The sequence below is a fragment of the Stenotrophomonas sp. YJH_SMC_133 genome, assembly GCF_059370655.1.
This window is the reverse complement of the sequence record NZ_JCAFTW010000003.1, coordinates 370,392-387,608: the sequence shown is the minus strand read 5'-3', so window position 1 is coordinate 387,608 and position 17,217 is coordinate 370,392. Positions and strand designations below refer to the sequence as shown.

Here is a 17,217-nt window from a genome sequence, read left to right as displayed (position 1 = left end):
TCGAAGGCGGGGTGGGTCCGGTTGCGGGGGCGTGAGCCGCATGGGCCCGAGGCATGCCTCGGGCGGGTTGGGCAGGACGCCCAACCCCGGTCTTGCCGTGTGCGCAGGACTGCGCACACGAGCAAGCGGCGACCGAGCTTACATGGGTGAGGGCGCTTTGCTTGCGAAGCACTGCTTCGCAAGCGCCCGAACGCACAGCCGCCGACGGCTGGGCCGGGCCCCGGAGGGGGACTTGCAGCGACCCCCGCAACCGGACCCACCCCGCCATCCCACAAGAAATCCGCTTCTGCTTCTGCTTCGGCTGTTGCTCCAGCACGCAGCAGGTGCAGGGCTGCAAGCCCTGCCGACCAACACCCTGCTTACGAACGGCTGACGTGACGCTCATGCGCCATGCGCGAGGCTGTCCACCTGGTTGTCCGACTGGAGGTGGCAACGGTGCACTGGCAGAGCGCACAGGCCTACGCATGGCCGTTGGGATTGGCCGTAGTGGTGGGCGGCATAGGCGCATGGCTGATCCTGTGGATCTATCACCGGCTGAAAGGGCGTGATCGCCGACGTGCGCGTATCGGTCGAGTACTCGGGTTGCCGCTGGCCACCGCGTGGCCGCTGCTGCTGCTGATTCCCGCCTTGCAGGCGACGCCGCTGCAGGATCCGTTGCTGGGCCATCTGCAGCACGGACTGCACATTGCGTTGATGGCCTGCTTCGTCTGGCTGCTGGTACGCGCGGTGGCGGCGGGCGAGCGCGCGATCCTGCGCAGCCATCCCATTGATGTCTCCGACAACCTGGAGGCACGCCGCATCCAGACCCAGACGCGCGTGCTCAGCAGGGTGTTGATGGGCGGCATCATCGTGCTCGGTGCGTCGCTGGTGCTGTTGACCTTCCCGATGGTGCAGAAGATCGGCACGGCGCTGCTGGCGTCGGCAGGCCTGATCGGGCTGGTGGCGGGCATCGCCGCCAAGCCGGTGTTCGGCAACCTCATCGCCGGCCTGCAGATCGCACTGACGCAGCCGATCCGCCTGGACGACGTGGTGATCGTCGAAGGCGAGTGGGGACGCATCGAGGAGATCGGCAGCAGCTACGTGGTCGTGCGGATCTGGGATGAGCGGCGGATGGTGGTGCCCTTGACCTGGTTCATCGAGAACCCGTTCCAGAACTGGACGCGGCGCAGTGCCGATCTGCTCGGCACTGCGTTTCTGTGGCTGGACTATCGGGCACCGATCGCGGCGATCCGTGCCGAGCTGGAGCGCATCTGCCATGGCCAGGCGCTATGGGATGGGCGCGTCTGCGTGACACAGGTGACCGAAACCAACGAGCGCGCGATCCAGGTGCGCCTGCTGGTCAGCGCGCGCAGTTCCGGTGATGCTTTTGATCTTCGCTGCCTGGTGCGCGAACGCATGCTCGATTTCCTCGCACGTGAGCATCCGCAGTCGCTGCCGCAGGTGCGTGCGCGGCTGCAACACGAAGACGAGCTGGATATGCCGCGTGGTCCACGTGCACGCACTGCGGATGTGCGTTCGCCAGGTGCTGAAGATGGTGAGGCGGCGATCGTGCCGGTGGAGCCACAGGATCGGTAGTGCCGGCCGCTGGCCGGCAACGCCGGAGCGATCGAGCTGCCGGCCAGCGGCCGGCACTACCGGAAGCAAGATGTCGCGGCGTCACCGGAGCTCACGGCTCGCCGGCGTCGATCAGCGCATCGGTATCAAAGTGTGGCGGCCGCCGCGCACGGGTGCGCTGCTCGTAGGCGTAGGCCATTTCGATCAGCTTCGGCTCGCTCCAGGCGGTGCCCATGAACAGCAGGCCGACGGGAAGGCCGTTGATCTGGCCCATCGGCACGGTCAGGCTGGGGTAACCGGCCACGGCAGCGGCGCTGTAGCTCTCGCCGGGGAAGTCGTCGCCTTCGCTGCGGATCGGCCACGCCACACCGGTGGTCGGCGCCACCAGCGCATCGAGCTGATGGGCGGCGAGAGCTGCATCGATGCCTTCCGGGCCGGCCAACCGGCGCGCATCACTGCGCGCGCGGATGTAGGCAGGGTCTGCCAGGCCGGTGGTGGCATCGGCCTCCACCAGCAGCTCCTGGCCGAACAGGCCCAGTTCCTGCTTGCTGTGCGCCTGGTTGAAGGCGATCAGTTCGGCCAGGCTGCGCAGTGGCGCGCGGTGGGTGCTGAAGTAGCGCTCCAGCCCGGCCTTGAACTCGTACAGCAGCAGCGTGCGCTCAGCCTCGGCCCACGCGCCCTGGTTGGGCAGCTCCACTGGCACCACCACGGCGCCGGCGCGACGCAGCTCGGTCGCTGCCTGATCGATCAGCGGCGGCATGCCGCGGTACTTCAGCAGCGGCGTCTGCAGCAGACCGATGCGTTTGCCGCGCAGGCCCTGCGGGTCCAGGCGCGCGGTGTAGTCGTAGACCGCACGGCCGGGCATGGTCGCGGTGGCGGGATCGGCGTCATCGCGGCCGGCGATCGCAGTCAGCACGGCAGCAGCATCGGCGACGCTGCGGGTCATCGGGCCGGCGGTGTCCTGGCTGAAGGAGATCGGCACGATGCCATCACGACTGACCAGCCCGACCGTCGGCTTCAGACCGACCACGCCGTTGATCGCGGCCGGGCAGACGATGCTGCCGTCAGTTTCGGTGCCGATCGCCACGCTGGCCAGGTTGGCGGCCACGGCCACCGCGCTGCCGCTGCTGGAACCGCACGGTGAATGGCTGATGCGGTAGGGGTTGCGGGTCTGGCCGCCGCGCGCGCTCCAGCCGGAGATGGAGTCATTGCCGCGGAAGTTGGCCCACTCGCTGAGGTTGGTCTTGCCCAGCACTACGGCGCCAGCCTCGCGCAGCCGGCGTACCAGGTAGGCATCGTCCGGACGGAAGCCCTGCAGGGCCAGTGAGCCGGCACTGGTGACCATCGGTGCGGCGTTGATGTTGTCCTTCAGCAGCAGGGGGATGCCGTGCAGCGGCCCGCGCAGGCGCCCTTCGCGGCGCTCGCGGTCGCGTGCGGCGGCTTCCTTCAGCGCGTCGGGGTTGAGCTCGATCACCGCGCGCAGGCGGGGCCCGGTGCGGTCTAGGGCGGCGATACGCTGCAGGTAGGCCTGGGTCAGGGTGGTGCTGTCCAGATCTCCGGCAGTCATCCGCGCCTGCAGGTCGGCGACATCGGTTTCGGCGTACGGGAACGGCACGTTGCGGCTCGCAGGTTCGGCCGCATGCGCGCTGGGCGTGGCCGGGCTGCAGCCAGCCGAAAGCAGCGCCGGCAGCGCGGCGAGCAGGCAGGTCAGCAGAGGCGGCAAGGACGGGCGCATGGGGCGGCTTGGTCGGCTCCAATCCCCAGTGTAGCCGGTGCTCAGCGGTGGCGCTTGCGCAGGTCGCGGGCGAGGACGTAGACCACGATCAGGTTGATCGCCAGGATCGTCCATGACGGCCAACCGGGATGGCGGATGATCGCGAAGATGTCGAAAGGCAGGTACAGGGCGGCGGTCAGGCAGCCGAGCCAGGACGCCCAGACCTTGGCCCGCCACAGGCCCCAGGCTTCGACCAGGTGCAGCAGGCCGTAGCCGATCATCCCCGCCGCGGCCAGGTGGACCGCGTCGGGACTGATCATATGCAGCAGCGAGGGCAGGGTGCCATGGTCCGGATCCAGGCTGAAACGCCGGATCAGGGCCATGATGCCGTGCCGCAGCGGCTGCGGTCCGAGCACTTCCAGCCCGGTGGCGGCCAACAGCGCCAGCATCGCCTTGCTCGCTTCGAGCAGGGCGATGACGTGCAGACCCGGATGCCGGTGTGGATCCGGGTTGTAGCCGCTCTGGTTCACGGGGTGCTGACTCAGCCGCCGCGCGAAGCCTTCTTGCGATCGCTCTCGGTCAGGAACTTCTTGCGCAGGCGGATCTCCTTCGGGGTGATCTCGACCAGCTCGTCGTCTTCGATGAAGTCCAGGGCCTGTTCCAGCGAGTACTTGATCGCCGGGGTCAGCTGGATCGCATCGTCCTTGCCCGAAGCGCGCATGTTGGTCAGCGGCTTGGTCTTGATCGCGTTGACGGTCAGGTCGTTGTCCTTGGAGTGGATGCCGACCAGCTGACCTTCATACACGTTGTCGCCTTCAGCAGCGAACAGCTTGCCGCGCTCCTGCAGCGGGCCCAGCGAGTAGGCCGGCGTGGTGCCCGGTGCATTGGCGATCATCACGCCGTTGATGCGCTTGGCAATCGCGCCCTGTTCCTTCGGACCGTAGTGGTCGAACACGTGGAACAGCAGGCCCGAACCCTGGGTCAGGGTCTTGAACTCGTTCTGGAAACCGATCAGGCCACGGGCCGGGATCTGGTACTCCAGGCGCACGCGGCCCTTGCCGTCCGATTCCATGTTCTTCAGCTGGCCCTTGCGGGTGCCCAGCTTTTCCATCACGCCGCCCTGGTGGATTTCTTCGATGTCCACCACCAGCTGCTCGATCGGCTCCATCAGCTGGCCGTCGATTTCCTTGATGATCACTTCCGGGCGCGACACGGCCAGCTCGTAGCCTTCGCGGCGCATGTTCTCGATCAGCACCGACAGGTGCAGTTCGCCACGGCCGGAGACCAGGAACTTGTCGGCGTCTTCCAGCTGCTCGACCTTCAGGGCCACGTTGTGGACCTTTTCACGGTCCAGGCGGTCCTTGATCTGGCGGCTGGTCAGGAACTTGCCACCGGACAGGTCCTTGTTGCCGGCGAACGGCGAGTTGTTGACCTGGAAGGTCATCGAGATGGTCGGCTCGTCGACGGTCAGCGCCGGCAGCGCTTCCGGGAAGTCCGGTGCGCAGATGGTGTCGGAGATGGTCAGCTCCTGGATGCCGGAGATGGCCACGATGTCGCCGGCCTCGGCCGAATCCTGCTCGATGCGCTCCAGGCCCATGAAGCCCAGCACCTGCAGCACCTTGCCGTTGCGCTTCTTGCCTTCACGGTCGATGACCGCGACCTGCATGTTCTTCTTCAGGGTGCCGCGCTGGATGCGGCCGATGCCGATCACGCCCACGAAGTTGTTGTAGTCCAGCTGGCTGATGCGCATCTGGAACGGGCCTTCCGGATCCACTTCCGGCTTCGGCGCGTGCTGCATGATCGCTTCGTACAGCGGGGTCATGTCGCCGTCGCGCACGGTGTCTTCCAGGCCGGCATAGCCGTTCAGGCCCGAGGCGTAGACGATCGGGAAGTCCAGCTGCTCGTTGGTGGCGCCGAGCTTGTCGAACAGGTCGAAGACCTGGTCGATCACCCATTCCGGACGGGCGCCCGGACGGTCGACCTTGTTGACCACGACGATCGGCTTGAAGCCCATCGCGAAGGCCTTCTGGGTCACGAAGCGGGTCTGCGGCATCGGGCCGTCCATCGCGTCGACCAGGATCAGCACGGTATCGACCATCGACAGCACGCGCTCGACCTCACCACCGAAGTCGGCGTGGCCGGGGGTGTCGACGATGTTGATCCGGTTCTTGATGCCGGTCTTCTTGTCTTCCCAGGTGATGGCGGTGTTCTTGGCCAGGATGGTGATGCCGCGTTCCTTTTCCTGGTCGTTGCTGTCCATCACGCGCTCGGCGAGGACGGTGCGCTCGGACAGGGTGCCGGACTGCTTCAGCAGCTGGTCGACCAGGGTGGTCTTGCCATGGTCGACGTGGGCGACGATGGCGATGTTGCGAAGATTTTCGATGGACATACGAAAGGGGGCCAGTCGGCGCCGGATTTGGAAAAAGAAGTCCAACATTATACGTCGAACTTGACGATTCGCGAAAAGGTGGATTTCACATCCGTCGCGGGGCCCATTCAGCTGGCTGTCCGCCGCGTCGGCCGGGGCCGCCCGCGCCCGGAGACGCGGCTTCCCGTCCATGGGCTGAAGCCGGGTTCTTCACCGATGGTCGAAGCCGCCGCCGCCACGAGGCAGGTGTAAACTAGGTGGCTAGACGCGTTCCCCTCTGCATCAAGGATCTTCATGTCCCTCATCGCCACTTTCGACACCACCCAGGGCCCGATCAAGGTCGAGCTGTTCGCCGACAAGGCGCCGCTGACCGTGGCCAACTTCGTGAACCTGGTCAAGCACGGCTTCTATGACGGCCTGATCTTCCACCGCGTGATCGCCGACTTCATGATCCAGGGCGGCTGCCCGCAGGGTCGTGGCACCGGCGGCCCGGGCTACAAGTTCGAAGACGAGAAGAACGGCGTGAAGCACGAGGTCGGCTCGCTGTCGATGGCCAACGCCGGCCCGAACACCAACGGCAGCCAGTTCTTCATCACCCACATCAAGACCGACTGGCTGGACGGCCGCCACACCGTCTTCGGCAAGGTCCTGGAAGGCCAGGCCATCGTTGATTCGGTCAAGCAGGGCGACGTGATCCATTCGATCACCCTGGAAGGCGACGTCGACGCCGTGCTGGCCGCCCAGGCCGACCGCGTCGCGGAGTGGAACAAGCACCTCGCCGCCTGATCCCCCTTCGAAACGGCCACCCATGGGTGGCCGTTTCCCTGTTCCCCGCCGCCCGCCTGGCCTGCGTGGCTCTGCCCGCGGCGTCCCATCAAACGCTTGCAAGCAAGAGGAAACCCCCATGAAAGCACCCGTTCGTGTTGCCGTGACCGGCGCCGCCGGCCAGATCGGTTATGCCCTGCTGTTCCGCATCGCCTCCGGCGAAATGCTGGGCAAGGACCAGCCGGTCATCCTGCAGCTGCTGGAACTGCCGGTGGACAAGGCCCAGGCCGCCCTGAAGGGCGTGATGATGGAGCTGGAAGACTGTGCCTTCCCGCTGCTGGCCGGCATGGTCGGCACCGATGACGCCGAAGTCGCGTTCAAGGATGCCGACATCGCCCTGCTGGTCGGCGCACGTCCGCGCGGCCCGGGCATGGAGCGCAAGGACCTGCTGCTGGAGAACGCCAAGATCTTCACCGCCCAGGGTGCAGCGCTGAACAAGGTCGCCAGCCGTGACGTGAAGGTGCTGGTGGTCGGCAACCCGGCCAACACCAACGCCTACATCGCGATGAAGTCGGCCCCGGACCTGAAGCCGGAAAACTTCACCGCCATGCTGCGCCTGGACCACAACCGCGCGCTGAGCCAGCTGTCGACCAAGCTCGGCAAGCCGGTCGGTGGCATGGAGAAGCTGGTGGTGTGGGGCAACCACAGCCCGACCATGTACCCGGACTACCGTTTCGCCACCGCCGATGGTGCGTCGATCGCCGATGCGATCAACGACCAGGAGTGGAACGCCAACACCTTCATCCCGACCGTCGGCAAGCGCGGCGCGGCGATCATCGAAGCCCGTGGCTCGTCCTCGGCTGCTTCGGCCGCCAACGCAGCGATCGACCACGTGCGTGACTGGGTGCTGGGCAGCAACGGCAAGTGGGTCACCATGGGCGTGCCGTCCGACGGTTCCTACGGCATTCCGGAAGGCGTGATCTTCGGCTTCGCGGTGACCACCGAGAACGGCAAGTACACCCTGGTCAAGGACTTGCCGATCGACGACTTCAGCCAGAAGTACATCGACAAGACCCTGGCCGAGCTGGAAGAAGAGCGCGCCGGCGTCGCCCACCTGCTGGGCTGATGCAGGCGGTACCGGCTCCGGCCGGTACGTCTTCCATCAAGGTAGGTACCGACCGTTGGTTGGTACGCAGAAAACGGGGAGGCTTCGGCTTCCCCGTTTTCATTTGGAATTCCTGGAACCGCATGATCCACCTGCACTACATCGATGACGCACTGCTGGTGGCCGAGAAGCCGGCTGGCCTGTTGTCCGTACCCGGCCGCAGCGCCGAGAACCAGGACTGCGTGGTCGCGCGCCTGCAGGCGCTGTATCCGGATGCGTTGACCGTGCATCGGCTGGACCAGGTGACCTCCGGCCTGCTGCTGCATGCGCGTGGCAAGGACATGCAGGCGGCGTTGTCGATGCAGTTCGAGCAGCGCCAGGTTGGCAAGCGGTATGAAGCGGTGGTGCAGGGGCTGCTCGAGGGTGATTCCGGCGAAGTGGACCTGCCGTTGATCGTTGACTGGCCGAACCGGCCGAAGCAGATGGTCGATCACGAACGCGGCAAGCCGGCGTTGACGCGTTGGCGCGTACTGGTGCGCGATGTTGAAGCGCGGCGCACGCGCGTGGCGTTGGAACCGATCACTGGCCGCAGCCATCAGCTGCGGTTGCACATGGCCAGTATTGGCCATCCGATCGTCGGTGACGTGCTGTATGACGCGGCACCGGCGCACCGCGTGCATCTGCATGCACGCAGCCTGCGGTTCACGCATCCGCTGACGGGCGAGGTGCTCGCGTTCGAGTCCGCGGCTCCGTTCTAGGGGGTCGGCAGGGCTTGCAGCCCTGCACCCGCAGAATCAACGTCAACGTCAAAAGCGGCTATACGTGGGTTGGCGGGACGGTGTCGAAGTGCGGGGCCGCCGCAAGTACGTCCGTGTAGGCTTGGCAGCCGCATCCATGCGGCTGACACCCCGCACTTCGACACCGCCCCACCTTCGACAGGTTCACTCGGCTGTTGGTAGCGGTGGCCGTTGTTCCGCGCAGCTGTTGGTAGGTGTCGACCTTGGTCGACACGATTTTTCTGTCAGATATCGAATGAATCATCCACGCATGGCGTGGATCTACCGTGTCGACCAAGGTCGACACCTACCAGAGCAGTCGACCAAGGTCGACACCCACCAAGGCAGAACGCCGTTCTGACAGATCGCGGAGAACTGTCGAAGGCGGGGTGGGTCCGGTTGAGGGGGCGTGAGCCGCATGGGCCCGAGGCATGCCTCGGGCGGGTTGGGCAGGACGCCCAACCCCGGTCTTGCCGTGTGCGCAGGATTGCGCACACGAGCAAGCGGCGACCGAGCTTACATGGACGTACTTGCAGCGTCCCCCTCAACCGGACCCACCTCGCCATCCCACGGGAAACCCGCTGTTGCTTCGGCTGTTGCTTCTGAGGTTGCCGGCCAGCGGCCGGCACTACCGCGGGTGCAGGGCGCAGCCCTGCATAACAAACCCCACCCCCTACCAAGGTAGGGCGGCCCGCGCGGCAGCACCGGACTATCCTCGAACCCATGACTTTGTCTGGGAGGGCTGCGTCATGAACTACGAGGAAACCTACCGTCGCTCGATCGACGAGCCGGAGGCCTTCTGGGGCGAGGAAGCCAAGCGCATCCATTGGCATAAACCGCCGCAGCAGGTGCTCGACTACAGCAACCCGCCGTTCCGGCGCTGGTTCGTCGGCGGCGAAACCAATCTCTGCTACAACGCCGTCGACCGCCACCTGGCCGAGCGCGCCGACCAGCTCGCACTGGTCGCCATCTCCACCGAAACCAACAGCACACGCGAGATCACCTATCACCAGCTGTACCGCGAAGTGAACGACTTCGCCGCGGTACTCAAGCGCCTCGGCGTCGGCCACGGTGACCGCGTGGTGATCTACATGCCGAACATGGCCGAAGCGGTGTTTGCGATGCTGGCCTGTGCGCGCATCGGTGCGGTGCACTCGGTGGTGTTCGGGGGCTTTGCGGCGCACAACCTGGCGCTGCGCATCGACGATGCCAAGCCCAAGCTGCTGATCGCGGCCGACGCCGGCATGCGCGGTGGCAAGCTGATTCCGTACAAGCCGATGGTCGACGCCGCCTGCGCCGAAGCGGCGTCGCCGCCACCGCATGTGCTGATCGTGTCGCGTGGGCTGGATGCCGCCGAACCCCGCGTGCCGGGCCGTGACGTGGACTACGCCACGCTGCGTGCGCAGATCGGTGAAGTCGACGTGCCGGTGCAGTGGCTGGAAGCGAGCGAGCCGAGCTACCTGCTGTACACCTCCGGCACCACCGGCAAGCCGAAGGGCGTGCAGCGCGATGTGGGCGGCTATGCAGTGGCGATGGCGCAGTCGATGGAGACCGTGTTCGACTGCAAGCCAGGCCAGGTGATGTTCTCCACCTCCGATGTCGGCTGGGCGGTGGGCCACTCCTACAATGTGTACGGCCCGCTGATCGGTGGCTGCACCTCGCTGCTGTACGAAGGGCTGCCGACCAACCCGGACCCGGGCATCTGGTGGGCGCTGTGCGAGCAGTACAACGTGCGCACGATGTTCTCCTCGCCCACCGCCATCCGCGTGCTGAAGAAGCACGACGCGGACTTCATCCATCGCCACGACCTGCGCGCGCTGAAGTACCTGTTCCTGGCCGGCGAGCCGCTCGACGAGCCGACCGCGCACTGGATCAGCGAAGCGCTCGGCAAGCCGATCATCGACAACTACTGGCAGACCGAGACCGGCTGGCCGGCACTGACCCTGTTGCCGGGCCTGGAGATGAAGCCGGTGCGCTTCGGTTCGCCGGGCTTCCCCAATCTCGGCTACCGGATGAAGGTGATCGACGAGAACACCGGCGAGGAAGTCGCACCGGGGCAGAAGGGCGTGCTGGTGGTGTCGCCACCGCTGCCGCCGGGTTGCATGAGCACCGTGTGGAATGATGACAGCCGCTTCCTGCAGAGCTACTTCAGCCACTTCAAGGAACTGCTGTACAGCTCGCTGGACTGGGCGATCCGCGACGACGATGGCTACACCTTCATCCTCGGTCGCACCGATGATGTCATCAATGTAGCCGGGCACCGTCTGGGCACGCGCGAGATCGAGGAGGCCATTTCCAGCCATCCGCGGGTGGCCGAGGCCGCCGTGATCGGGGTCAAGGATGAACTGAAGGGGCAGGTGCCGCTGGTGTTCGTCACCCTCAAGCAGGGCCTGGATGGCGAGGATCCGGCGCCGGTGGTGGCCGAGATGATGGCGACGGTGACCACCTCGCTCGGCGCGGTCGCACGCCCGGCGCACGTACACGTGGTCAATGCACTGCCCAAGACCCGCTCCGGCAAGCTGCTGCGGCGCTCGCTGCAGGCGCTGGCCGAACAGCGTGATCCGGGCGACCTGTCGACGCTGGACGACCCCAGCGCGCTGGAGGAGATCCGCCGCGCGCTGGGCCGTTGATCCGGTAGTGCCGGCCGCTGGCCGGCACCCCCATCAATCCCGAGGTTGCCGGCCAGCGGCCGGCACTACCCGCGGCACTTGCGCTAAGCTCGGCCTGTCATCGACCTGCAATACGCGGCGCGCGCCGGGGAAGGCGCGTGCCGTCCGGGGATGGCACACAGGGGGGCGTGCCCGTCAGGGCGCGCCGGCATTGTGCATCGAGGGAGGGAGAGGCAATGGCATTGCTGCACGCCAAGACGGCTGCTGGCCGTCAGGAAATCGAAGACCGTGGCCGGCGCCTGCCGGCGGCACTGCGTTCGATCCTGCTGATGGTCGACGGCCATCGCGATGACACCGAACTGCGTGGCCTGTTCGAAGGCCTGCGCGCGCCGGCCGATGCACTGGAGCAGCTGGAAGCGCAGGGCCTGATCGAAGTGATCGGTGGCAATGCCGAGGTGGCACCGGTACGTGGCATCAGCACCGGCCGCGAACAGGATCCGGCGTTGTACCAGCAGCTGTACGACGCGATGAGCGAGGCGGTGCGGCGCCACCTGGGCCTGAAGGGCTACTTCATGCAGTTGAAGATTGAACGCTGCACCGATGCACTTGCGTTGGAACGCCTGTGCCCGGAACTGCTGGCGGCGGTGGGCAAGGCGCGCAGCCCGGCGCTGGCGCAGCGCTGGTGGCAGGAAACCCAGGCCGCCGTGGTCAATGGTGGCGGCGAGGTCGTGCAGGCCTGAGCCACCGCGTAAAGTGATCGGTTCACTTCCCCACAAGGAGTCCCGCGTGCAGGACGACCACGACGACACCGACACCCCAGGCTGGGACGCGATCAATGCGGCGCTGGCGCCGCTGTATGCTGGCCAGGAACCCCGTCACTACGGTACGGCGTTGCCGTACACGCTGGGTGGCCAGGATCCGCTGGATGGCATCAGCGTGTACTGGGCGGATGCGCCGGTACCGCACTGGCATTACATCACCTACGGCTTCTCCGAGCTGTACGCCAAGGAGAGCAGTGATGCAGATGCCAGCGGCTATGGATTCGAGCTGACCTTCCGCCTGGCTGCTGAAGCCGGTGAGCACGCCGGCAGCACCCCGCCGGTGTGGCCGATGAACCTGCTGCAGAACCTGGCGCGCTACGTGTTTGGCAGCGGCAACGTGTTCGAGGATGGTCACCATCTGAACGCCAACGGCCCGATCGCGCTGGAGACCGGCACGCGCCTGTGCCACCTGGCCTTCATCGCCGATCCGCAGTTGCCTGCGCGCGACACCGCCAATGGCCACCTGCAGTTCCTGCAGCTGGTCGGGCTGACCGATGAGGAGATGGAAGCGGTCAAGCGCTGGTCGACGCGCGGCGTGCTGCAGGCGCTGCAACCGGCGATGCCGCTGTGGATCAGCGACCTGCATCGCGGCAACCTGTTGGAGGATCCGACACTCGCCGCACAGGTGCGGGCCGGCAGCGAGCGCGAGGGCTCCAGCACCGGCATGTTGTTCATCGAGACACTGGATTGGCGGCAGGAGGCGGGCGTCACCACCCTGGTGCTCGGCGCCGGGCAGGTGGCCAGTGTGTGCGAGCTGCTGCCATTGCGCCTGCGCCACGGCAAATCGCTGGAACTGGCCAGCCGCGAGCGGCAGTGGGAATTCATTCCGGCAGCGCGCGGTGAAACCGGCGAGGTATCGGCCGACAGCACGCGCTGGGCGCTGGACGAGACGGGGCTGCAGGCCCTGGCGGGCGTGCGTGCCGAACGTGGCATCTACCCGGTGGCGGGAGCGCTGCGCATCGAAGTGGTGCCGACCTACCTGCGCGATGCCAACGGTGAAGTGATCCGCCAGATCGGCTGAGTGTGGTGATGGCGCCGGTGGGGTCAGAGCCGCCTGCTGTGCAGACGGATCCGACCCCGGGTCAGGCTCAGGCCAGGCCTTCGGCCTTCAGTGCGGCCTGCACGCCGGCATCGGCGTCCATGCGTGCCTTGTAGGCGGCCAGGTTGTCCAGACCCGACAGGTCGACCTTGGTGCCGGCGGCCCAACGCAGGGTGATGTAGAAGTACGGATCGGCGAAACTGCGGAAGCCGGCCAGCCAGGGCTTGTCGGCCAGCTGCCTGTCAGCGGTCTCGAACAGGCCACGCAGGCGCTTGTGTGCGGCGGCGCGGATCGCGTCGAACTGGCTTTCGTCGGCGATGAACTTGCCCGGTGCGAACAGCGGCGAGAAGGCCGGATGCACGTCGGAATTGACGAAGGCCAGCCAGCGGGTGGCTTCGGCACGCTGGCGCGCGCTGCCATCGCCGCCGAGGCCGGCCTGCGGGTAGGTGTCGGCGATATAGCCCATGATCGCGGCGTTCTGCAGCAGCACGAAGTCGCCATCGACCAGCGCGGGAACGGCGCCGGCCGGATTGATCTTGAGGAATTCCGGACCCTTCAGGGTGTCCTTGTTCAGCAGTTCGACCTCGAACGGCTGGCCGGTCCACTGCAGGGCGATGTGGTCGGCGGTGGAACAGGCACCGGGCTTGCTGTACAGCTTCATGGGAACTCCAGGTGATGCGGGCGGGAAACGCCCACTATCCCAGAGCCTGCCAGCGGGCGGCAACGCTGCCGCCAGCACGGATCGTTACGACTGCCGCGGCTTGAGGTTCTGCACCTTATAGAAGGTGTGATCGCCGATGGTGGCCACCTGGTAGGCGTTGCGCCAGTTCGGGCTGGCGATGGACAACGCGGCGAAGTGGCTGGCTCCGGGCACGATCTCGCGGCGCTCGCCGGCCGGCAGCGCCCAGTTGCGCTCGGCGTCGAAGGCCACGTTCATTGCCTCGCTCCAGGCCGCGTCATTGCCCAGCTGGGTGCCGGGGGAGACGATGGTCGGCGCGAACTGCTTGCGCGCGGTGACCACCTGGCACATCGAGTCGCCCCACAGGCCACTGTCGAGGCGGCGCAGGGCGACCTCGGCAACGGCTTGCTGGCCGCGCAGGGTCTGGTCGCGGGCTTCCAGGTAAACGGTGGTGCTCAGACACAGTGAATCAGCGGCCGGCTGCGGCAACAACTGCGACAGCCAGAGAATCCAGGCCAGTTTCATATAACTCCTTGCTCCGTATGGGCCGCACTCTCCGCTTCCAGTCGCGGGGGCGACAGGATGCGGGGTACGACTTGGCGTCATGGGGAGGCGGCCATCGGGGCCGCCCCGTGGGCAGCCCCAAAAGAAACGACCAGTACCGATCGTGGGGGCTGCGCCGGCTCACCGGAAACTGGCTGGTGAGCGGAAAGATGGCGCAAGGTAGGGGGGCGTAGCCGAACGCATCGTGAACCGTCCGGCTTGACATTCAGGTTCGGGAGGGGTGACGGAAATCACATTCCGTCCCCCATTCAGGCGCTCATCAGAGCGCGGCGGCCACCCGGCTGCCTTGGTCGATGGCCCGCTTGGCGTCCAGTTCGGCCGCTACATCGGCACCGCCGATCAGCTGCGCGTTGATGCCGGCGGCCTGCAGCTCGGCCTGCAATGCGCGGTTCGGTTCCTGCCCGGCGCAGATCACCACATGGTCGACCGGCAGCAGCTGTTCGCTGCCTTCCACGCGGATGCGCAGGCCTTCGTCGTCCACGCCCAGGTACTCGACGCCGCCGAGCATGCGCACGCCCTTGGCCTTCAGCGTGGCGCGGTGGATCCAGCCGGTGGTCTTGCCCAGCCGCGCGCCGGGCTTGCCCGGGCTGCGCTGCAGCAGCCACAGCCGCCGCGGCGATGCCTCGGGCTGCGGCCTGGCCAGCGAGCCGCGGGCCTCGAACGTGCTGTCCACGCCCCATTCGGCCATCCAGCGCTGTGGGTCCAGCGCGGGGGACTCACCAGCGTGGCTGAGGAATTCGCCGACATCGAAGCCGATGCCGCCCGCGCCGATGATCGCCGCACTGGCGCCCACTTCGACCCGGCCCAGCAGCACGTCCAGGTAGCTGACCACCTTGGCGTGGTTGGCGCCGGGGAAGTCGACCTTGCGCGGCGTGATGCCGGTGGCCAGCACCACCTCGTCGAAGCCGGCCAGGCTGGCCGCATCTGCTCGCGTGCCCAGGCGTAGCTGCACGCCGGTTTCAGCCAGCTTGTGGCGGAAATAGCGCAGGGTCTCGTGGAACTCTTCCTTGCCGGGGATGCGCTTGGCCACGTTGAACTGGCCACCGATCTCGTCGTTGGCATCGAACAGGGTGACCTGGTGGCCGCGCTCGGCGGCCACCGTGGCGCAAGCCAGGCCGGCCGGACCTGCGCCGACCACCGCGACCTTTTTCGGCGTGGCAGCCGGGCGGTAGACCAGCTCGGTCTCGTGTGCGGCACGCGGATTGACCAGGCAGCTGGCCAGCTTGTTCTCGAACACGTGGTCCAGGCAGGCCTGGTTGCAGGCGATGCAGGTGTTGATCGCCTCGGCGCGGCCGGCGCGGGCCTTGTTGGGCCATTGCGGGTCGGCCAGCAGCGGGCGCGCCAGCGACACCATGTCGGCGCCGCCGCTGGCGAGGATGTGCTCGGCGACGTCGGGCATGTTGATGCGGTTGGTCGCCACCAGCGGCACCGTTACATGCGGCTTGAGCTTGGCGGTGACAGCGGCGAAGGCGGCGCGCGGCACCGAGGTGGCAATGGTCGGGATGCGCGCTTCGTGCCAGCCGATGCCGGAATTGATGATCGTCGCGCCAGCCGCCTCGATGGCCTGGGCCTGCTGCACGATCTCTTCCCAGTTGCTGCCGTCGTCAACCAGATCCACCAGCGACAGGCGGTAGATGATGATGAAGTCCGGGCCGCAGGCCTCGCGGATGCGGCGCACGATCTCCACTGCAAAACGCATGCGTTGGTTGGCGTCGCCACCCCAGCGGTCGGAGCGCTTGTTGGTGCGCGGGGCGATGAACTCGTTGATGAGGTAGCCCTCCGAGCCCATCACTTCGACGCCATCGTAGCCGGCTTCGCGGGCCAGCTTTGCGCTGCGTGCGTAGTCGGCGATATGCCGCTCGACGCCGCTGGCCGACAGCGCACGGGGGGTGAACGGGTTGATCGGCGCCTTCAGCTTCGACGGTGCCACCGACAGGGGATGGTAGGCATAGCGGCCGGCATGCAGCAGCTGCAGGCAGATCTTCGCGCCGTGCTGGTGCGCGGCCGCGGTGAGCTGCCGGTGCGGGCGCACTTCCCAGGGCCAGGACAGCTTTCCGCCAAAGGGCTTCAGCCAGCCGACCACGTTCGGCGCGAAGCCACCGGTGACGATCAGGCCGACGCCACCTTCGGCGCGTTCGGCGAAGTAGGCGGCCAGGCGCGGGAAGTCGCGGGCGCGATCTTCCAGGCCGGTGTGCATCGAACCCATCAGCACGCGGTTGCGCAGCTGGGTGAAGCCCAGGTCCAGCGGGGCGAACAGGTGGGGATAGGCGCTTTCGTTGGCTGGCGACATGATCGATACGCTTGCGTACGGAAGCGCGAAGCGTGCCGGGAAACGGCGGCTGGGGCAAGGGGCGCGGGCGGTAGTGCCGGCCGCTGGCCGGGTACGCTCGGCACATGCGTGCTGTCGCTCCCGCATTTCGCTGCGCGAACCGCGGGCCCCACTTATCTGCCTCCAACCCCGCGCCTGCGGCGCTGCCCCCGAACTCCGGGGGCGGTAGTGCCGGCCGCTGGCCGGCATTCGATCAGCTCAGGGTGATTGCGGTTGCCGGCCAGCGGCCGGCACTACCGGGGGACGCCCAATCCCGAACCAGCCCAGCGTTACTCCGCACAGGGGGCCAATCAGCAGGGCGAAGGCGAGGGTGCCGACACCGACATTGCCGCCGAGCCACCAGCCCAGCAGCAGCACGCTGCCCTCGATCAGGCTGCGCACCTTCCAGATCGGCCAGCCGGTGCGGGCATGCAGGCCGGTCATCAGGCCGTCGCGCGGGCCGGGCCCGAGCTTGGCGCCGATGTACAGGCCGGTGGCCAGGGCGACCAGCAGCATGCCGGCGCAGAACATCGCCAGCTGCCAGCCAAGGCCGACCGCCGGGGGAAGCAACCACAGCCCGAACTGCGCGGATGGGCCGATCAACATCACGTTGAGCACGGTGCCGACGCCCGGCTTCTGTCGCAATGGCCACCACAGCAGCAGCACCAGGGCACCGATCACATTGGTGGCCAGGCCGAACGATAGCGGCGTCTGTGCGGCGATGCCCTGCGACAACACGTCCCAGGGGGCCACGCCGATCGCTGCACGGATCATCAGCGAGGCGCCGAAGCCGTACAGGAACAGGCCGATGATCAGTTGCAGCAGACGCAGGGGCAGGGCGGTGGGCATGGTGGCGCTCGGGGAGAGGGGGGGCTGTTTCCACCGTAATCCCGATTCAGTCACTCCCATAGATAC

The 17,217-nt window shown here is 67.0% G+C and carries 14 protein-coding genes; 7 read left to right on the top strand and 7 right to left on the bottom strand.

Translation table 11 applies throughout. The features are described 5' to 3' along the window. Nucleotides 1-390: 390 nt before the first annotated feature. Complete coding sequence (locus AC5P78_RS06385; protein WP_033835444.1) at nt 391-1,575, top strand: mechanosensitive ion channel family protein; 1,185 nt, start codon at nt 391-393, stop codon at nt 1,573-1,575. Between the two features lie 91 nt (nt 1,576-1,666). Here AC5P78_RS06385 and AC5P78_RS06380 read toward each other — a convergent pair whose 3' ends face one another. The 3 genes from AC5P78_RS06380 to typA are packed head-to-tail and all read right to left on the bottom strand — an operon-like array spanning nt 1,667 to nt 5,657. Next, on the bottom strand, nt 1,667-3,289 hold the full coding sequence (locus AC5P78_RS06380; RefSeq protein WP_043033752.1) for an amidase: 1,623 nt from the start codon (nt 3,287-3,289) through the stop codon (nt 1,667-1,669). 41 nt (nt 3,290-3,330) lie between these two features. Beyond that, nucleotides 3,331-3,798 (bottom strand): DUF2127 domain-containing protein, encoded by a 468-nt coding sequence (locus tag AC5P78_RS06375; protein WP_414498649.1) that lies wholly within the window; start codon nt 3,796-3,798, stop codon nt 3,331-3,333. Between the two features lie 11 nt (nt 3,799-3,809). Beyond that, a complete protein-coding gene (gene typA / locus AC5P78_RS06370) occupies nt 3,810-5,657 on the bottom strand; it encodes a translational GTPase TypA (protein WP_005412346.1) in 1,848 nt (615 codons plus the stop codon). A 273-nt stretch (nt 5,658-5,930) separates the two neighbouring features. Here typA and AC5P78_RS06365 point away from each other — a divergent pair, with 273 nt between their 5' ends. The 6 genes from AC5P78_RS06365 to AC5P78_RS06340 all read left to right on the top strand — a co-directional run bounded on the left by AC5P78_RS06365 (nt 5,931) and on the right by AC5P78_RS06340 (nt 12,733). Then, entirely contained in the window at nt 5,931-6,422 is a 492-nt protein-coding gene (locus AC5P78_RS06365) for a peptidylprolyl isomerase (RefSeq protein WP_005408225.1), read from the top strand. A gap of 118 nt (nt 6,423-6,540) precedes the next feature. Continuing rightward, complete coding sequence (locus tag AC5P78_RS06360) at nt 6,541-7,527, top strand: malate dehydrogenase (RefSeq protein WP_004153634.1); 987 nt, start codon at nt 6,541-6,543, stop codon at nt 7,525-7,527. A 122-nt stretch (nt 7,528-7,649) separates the two neighbouring features. Beyond that, nucleotides 7,650-8,264 (top strand): RluA family pseudouridine synthase, encoded by a 615-nt coding sequence (locus AC5P78_RS06355; protein ID WP_414498650.1) that lies wholly within the window; start codon nt 7,650-7,652, stop codon nt 8,262-8,264. 767 nt (nt 8,265-9,031) lie between these two features. After that, nucleotides 9,032-10,912 (top strand): propionate--CoA ligase, encoded by a 1,881-nt coding sequence (gene prpE / locus AC5P78_RS06350; RefSeq protein WP_164173623.1) that lies wholly within the window; start codon nt 9,032-9,034, stop codon nt 10,910-10,912. Between the two features lie 215 nt (nt 10,913-11,127). Continuing rightward, nucleotides 11,128-11,631 (top strand): hypothetical protein, encoded by a 504-nt coding sequence (locus AC5P78_RS06345; protein WP_005408228.1) that lies wholly within the window; start codon nt 11,128-11,130, stop codon nt 11,629-11,631. A 46-nt stretch (nt 11,632-11,677) separates the two neighbouring features. Continuing rightward, entirely contained in the window at nt 11,678-12,733 is a 1,056-nt protein-coding gene (locus AC5P78_RS06340) for a suppressor of fused domain protein (RefSeq protein ID WP_049418704.1), read from the top strand. 67 nt (nt 12,734-12,800) lie between these two features. Here the strand turns inward: AC5P78_RS06340 and AC5P78_RS06335 are convergent, their stop codons facing one another. The 4 genes from AC5P78_RS06335 to yczE all read right to left on the bottom strand — a co-directional run bounded on the left by AC5P78_RS06335 (nt 12,801) and on the right by yczE (nt 17,151). Beyond that, nucleotides 12,801-13,412 (bottom strand): glutathione S-transferase N-terminal domain-containing protein, encoded by a 612-nt coding sequence (locus AC5P78_RS06335; protein ID WP_005408230.1) that lies wholly within the window; start codon nt 13,410-13,412, stop codon nt 12,801-12,803. 84 nt (nt 13,413-13,496) lie between these two features. Beyond that, complete coding sequence (locus AC5P78_RS06330; protein WP_004154513.1) at nt 13,497-13,955, bottom strand: cell wall hydrolase; 459 nt, start codon at nt 13,953-13,955, stop codon at nt 13,497-13,499. Nucleotides 13,956-14,253: 298 nt separating this feature from the next. Beyond that, nucleotides 14,254-16,284 carry an NADPH-dependent 2,4-dienoyl-CoA reductase gene (locus AC5P78_RS06325; protein ID WP_012479246.1) on the bottom strand — a complete coding sequence of 677 codons (2,031 nt, stop codon included), beginning with the start codon at nt 16,282-16,284 and terminating at the stop codon, nt 14,254-14,256. Nucleotides 16,285-16,521: 237 nt separating this feature from the next. After that, nucleotides 16,522-17,151: a membrane protein YczE gene (gene yczE, locus AC5P78_RS06320; RefSeq protein WP_005408232.1), complete on the bottom strand. Its 630-nt coding sequence runs from the start codon at nt 17,149-17,151 to the stop codon at nt 16,522-16,524. Nucleotides 17,152-17,217 lie beyond the last annotated feature (66 nt).

Excerpts from the sequence above, each read along its gene's own strand:
- AC5P78_RS06385 (WP_033835444.1), top strand. The coding sequence starts at position 391 with ATGCGCGAGGCTGTCCACCTGGTTGTCCGACTGGAGGTGGCAACGGTG.
- AC5P78_RS06380 (WP_043033752.1), bottom strand. The coding sequence starts at position 3,289 with ATGCGCCCGTCCTTGCCGCCTCTGCTGACCTGCCTGCTCGCCGCGCTG.
- typA (WP_005412346.1), bottom strand. The coding sequence starts at position 5,657 with ATGTCCATCGAAAATCTTCGCAACATCGCCATCGTCGCCCACGTCGAC.
- AC5P78_RS06365 (WP_005408225.1), top strand. The coding sequence starts at position 5,931 with ATGTCCCTCATCGCCACTTTCGACACCACCCAGGGCCCGATCAAGGTC.
- AC5P78_RS06360 (WP_004153634.1), top strand. The coding sequence starts at position 6,541 with ATGAAAGCACCCGTTCGTGTTGCCGTGACCGGCGCCGCCGGCCAGATC.
- AC5P78_RS06355 (WP_414498650.1), top strand. The coding sequence starts at position 7,650 with ATGATCCACCTGCACTACATCGATGACGCACTGCTGGTGGCCGAGAAG.
- prpE (WP_164173623.1), top strand. The coding sequence starts at position 9,032 with ATGAACTACGAGGAAACCTACCGTCGCTCGATCGACGAGCCGGAGGCC.
- AC5P78_RS06345 (WP_005408228.1), top strand. The coding sequence starts at position 11,128 with ATGGCATTGCTGCACGCCAAGACGGCTGCTGGCCGTCAGGAAATCGAA.
- AC5P78_RS06335 (WP_005408230.1), bottom strand. The coding sequence starts at position 13,412 with ATGAAGCTGTACAGCAAGCCCGGTGCCTGTTCCACCGCCGACCACATC.
- AC5P78_RS06330 (WP_004154513.1), bottom strand. The coding sequence starts at position 13,955 with ATGAAACTGGCCTGGATTCTCTGGCTGTCGCAGTTGTTGCCGCAGCCG.
- AC5P78_RS06325 (WP_012479246.1), bottom strand. The coding sequence starts at position 16,284 with ATGTCGCCAGCCAACGAAAGCGCCTATCCCCACCTGTTCGCCCCGCTG.
- yczE (WP_005408232.1), bottom strand. The coding sequence starts at position 17,151 with ATGCCCACCGCCCTGCCCCTGCGTCTGCTGCAACTGATCATCGGCCTG.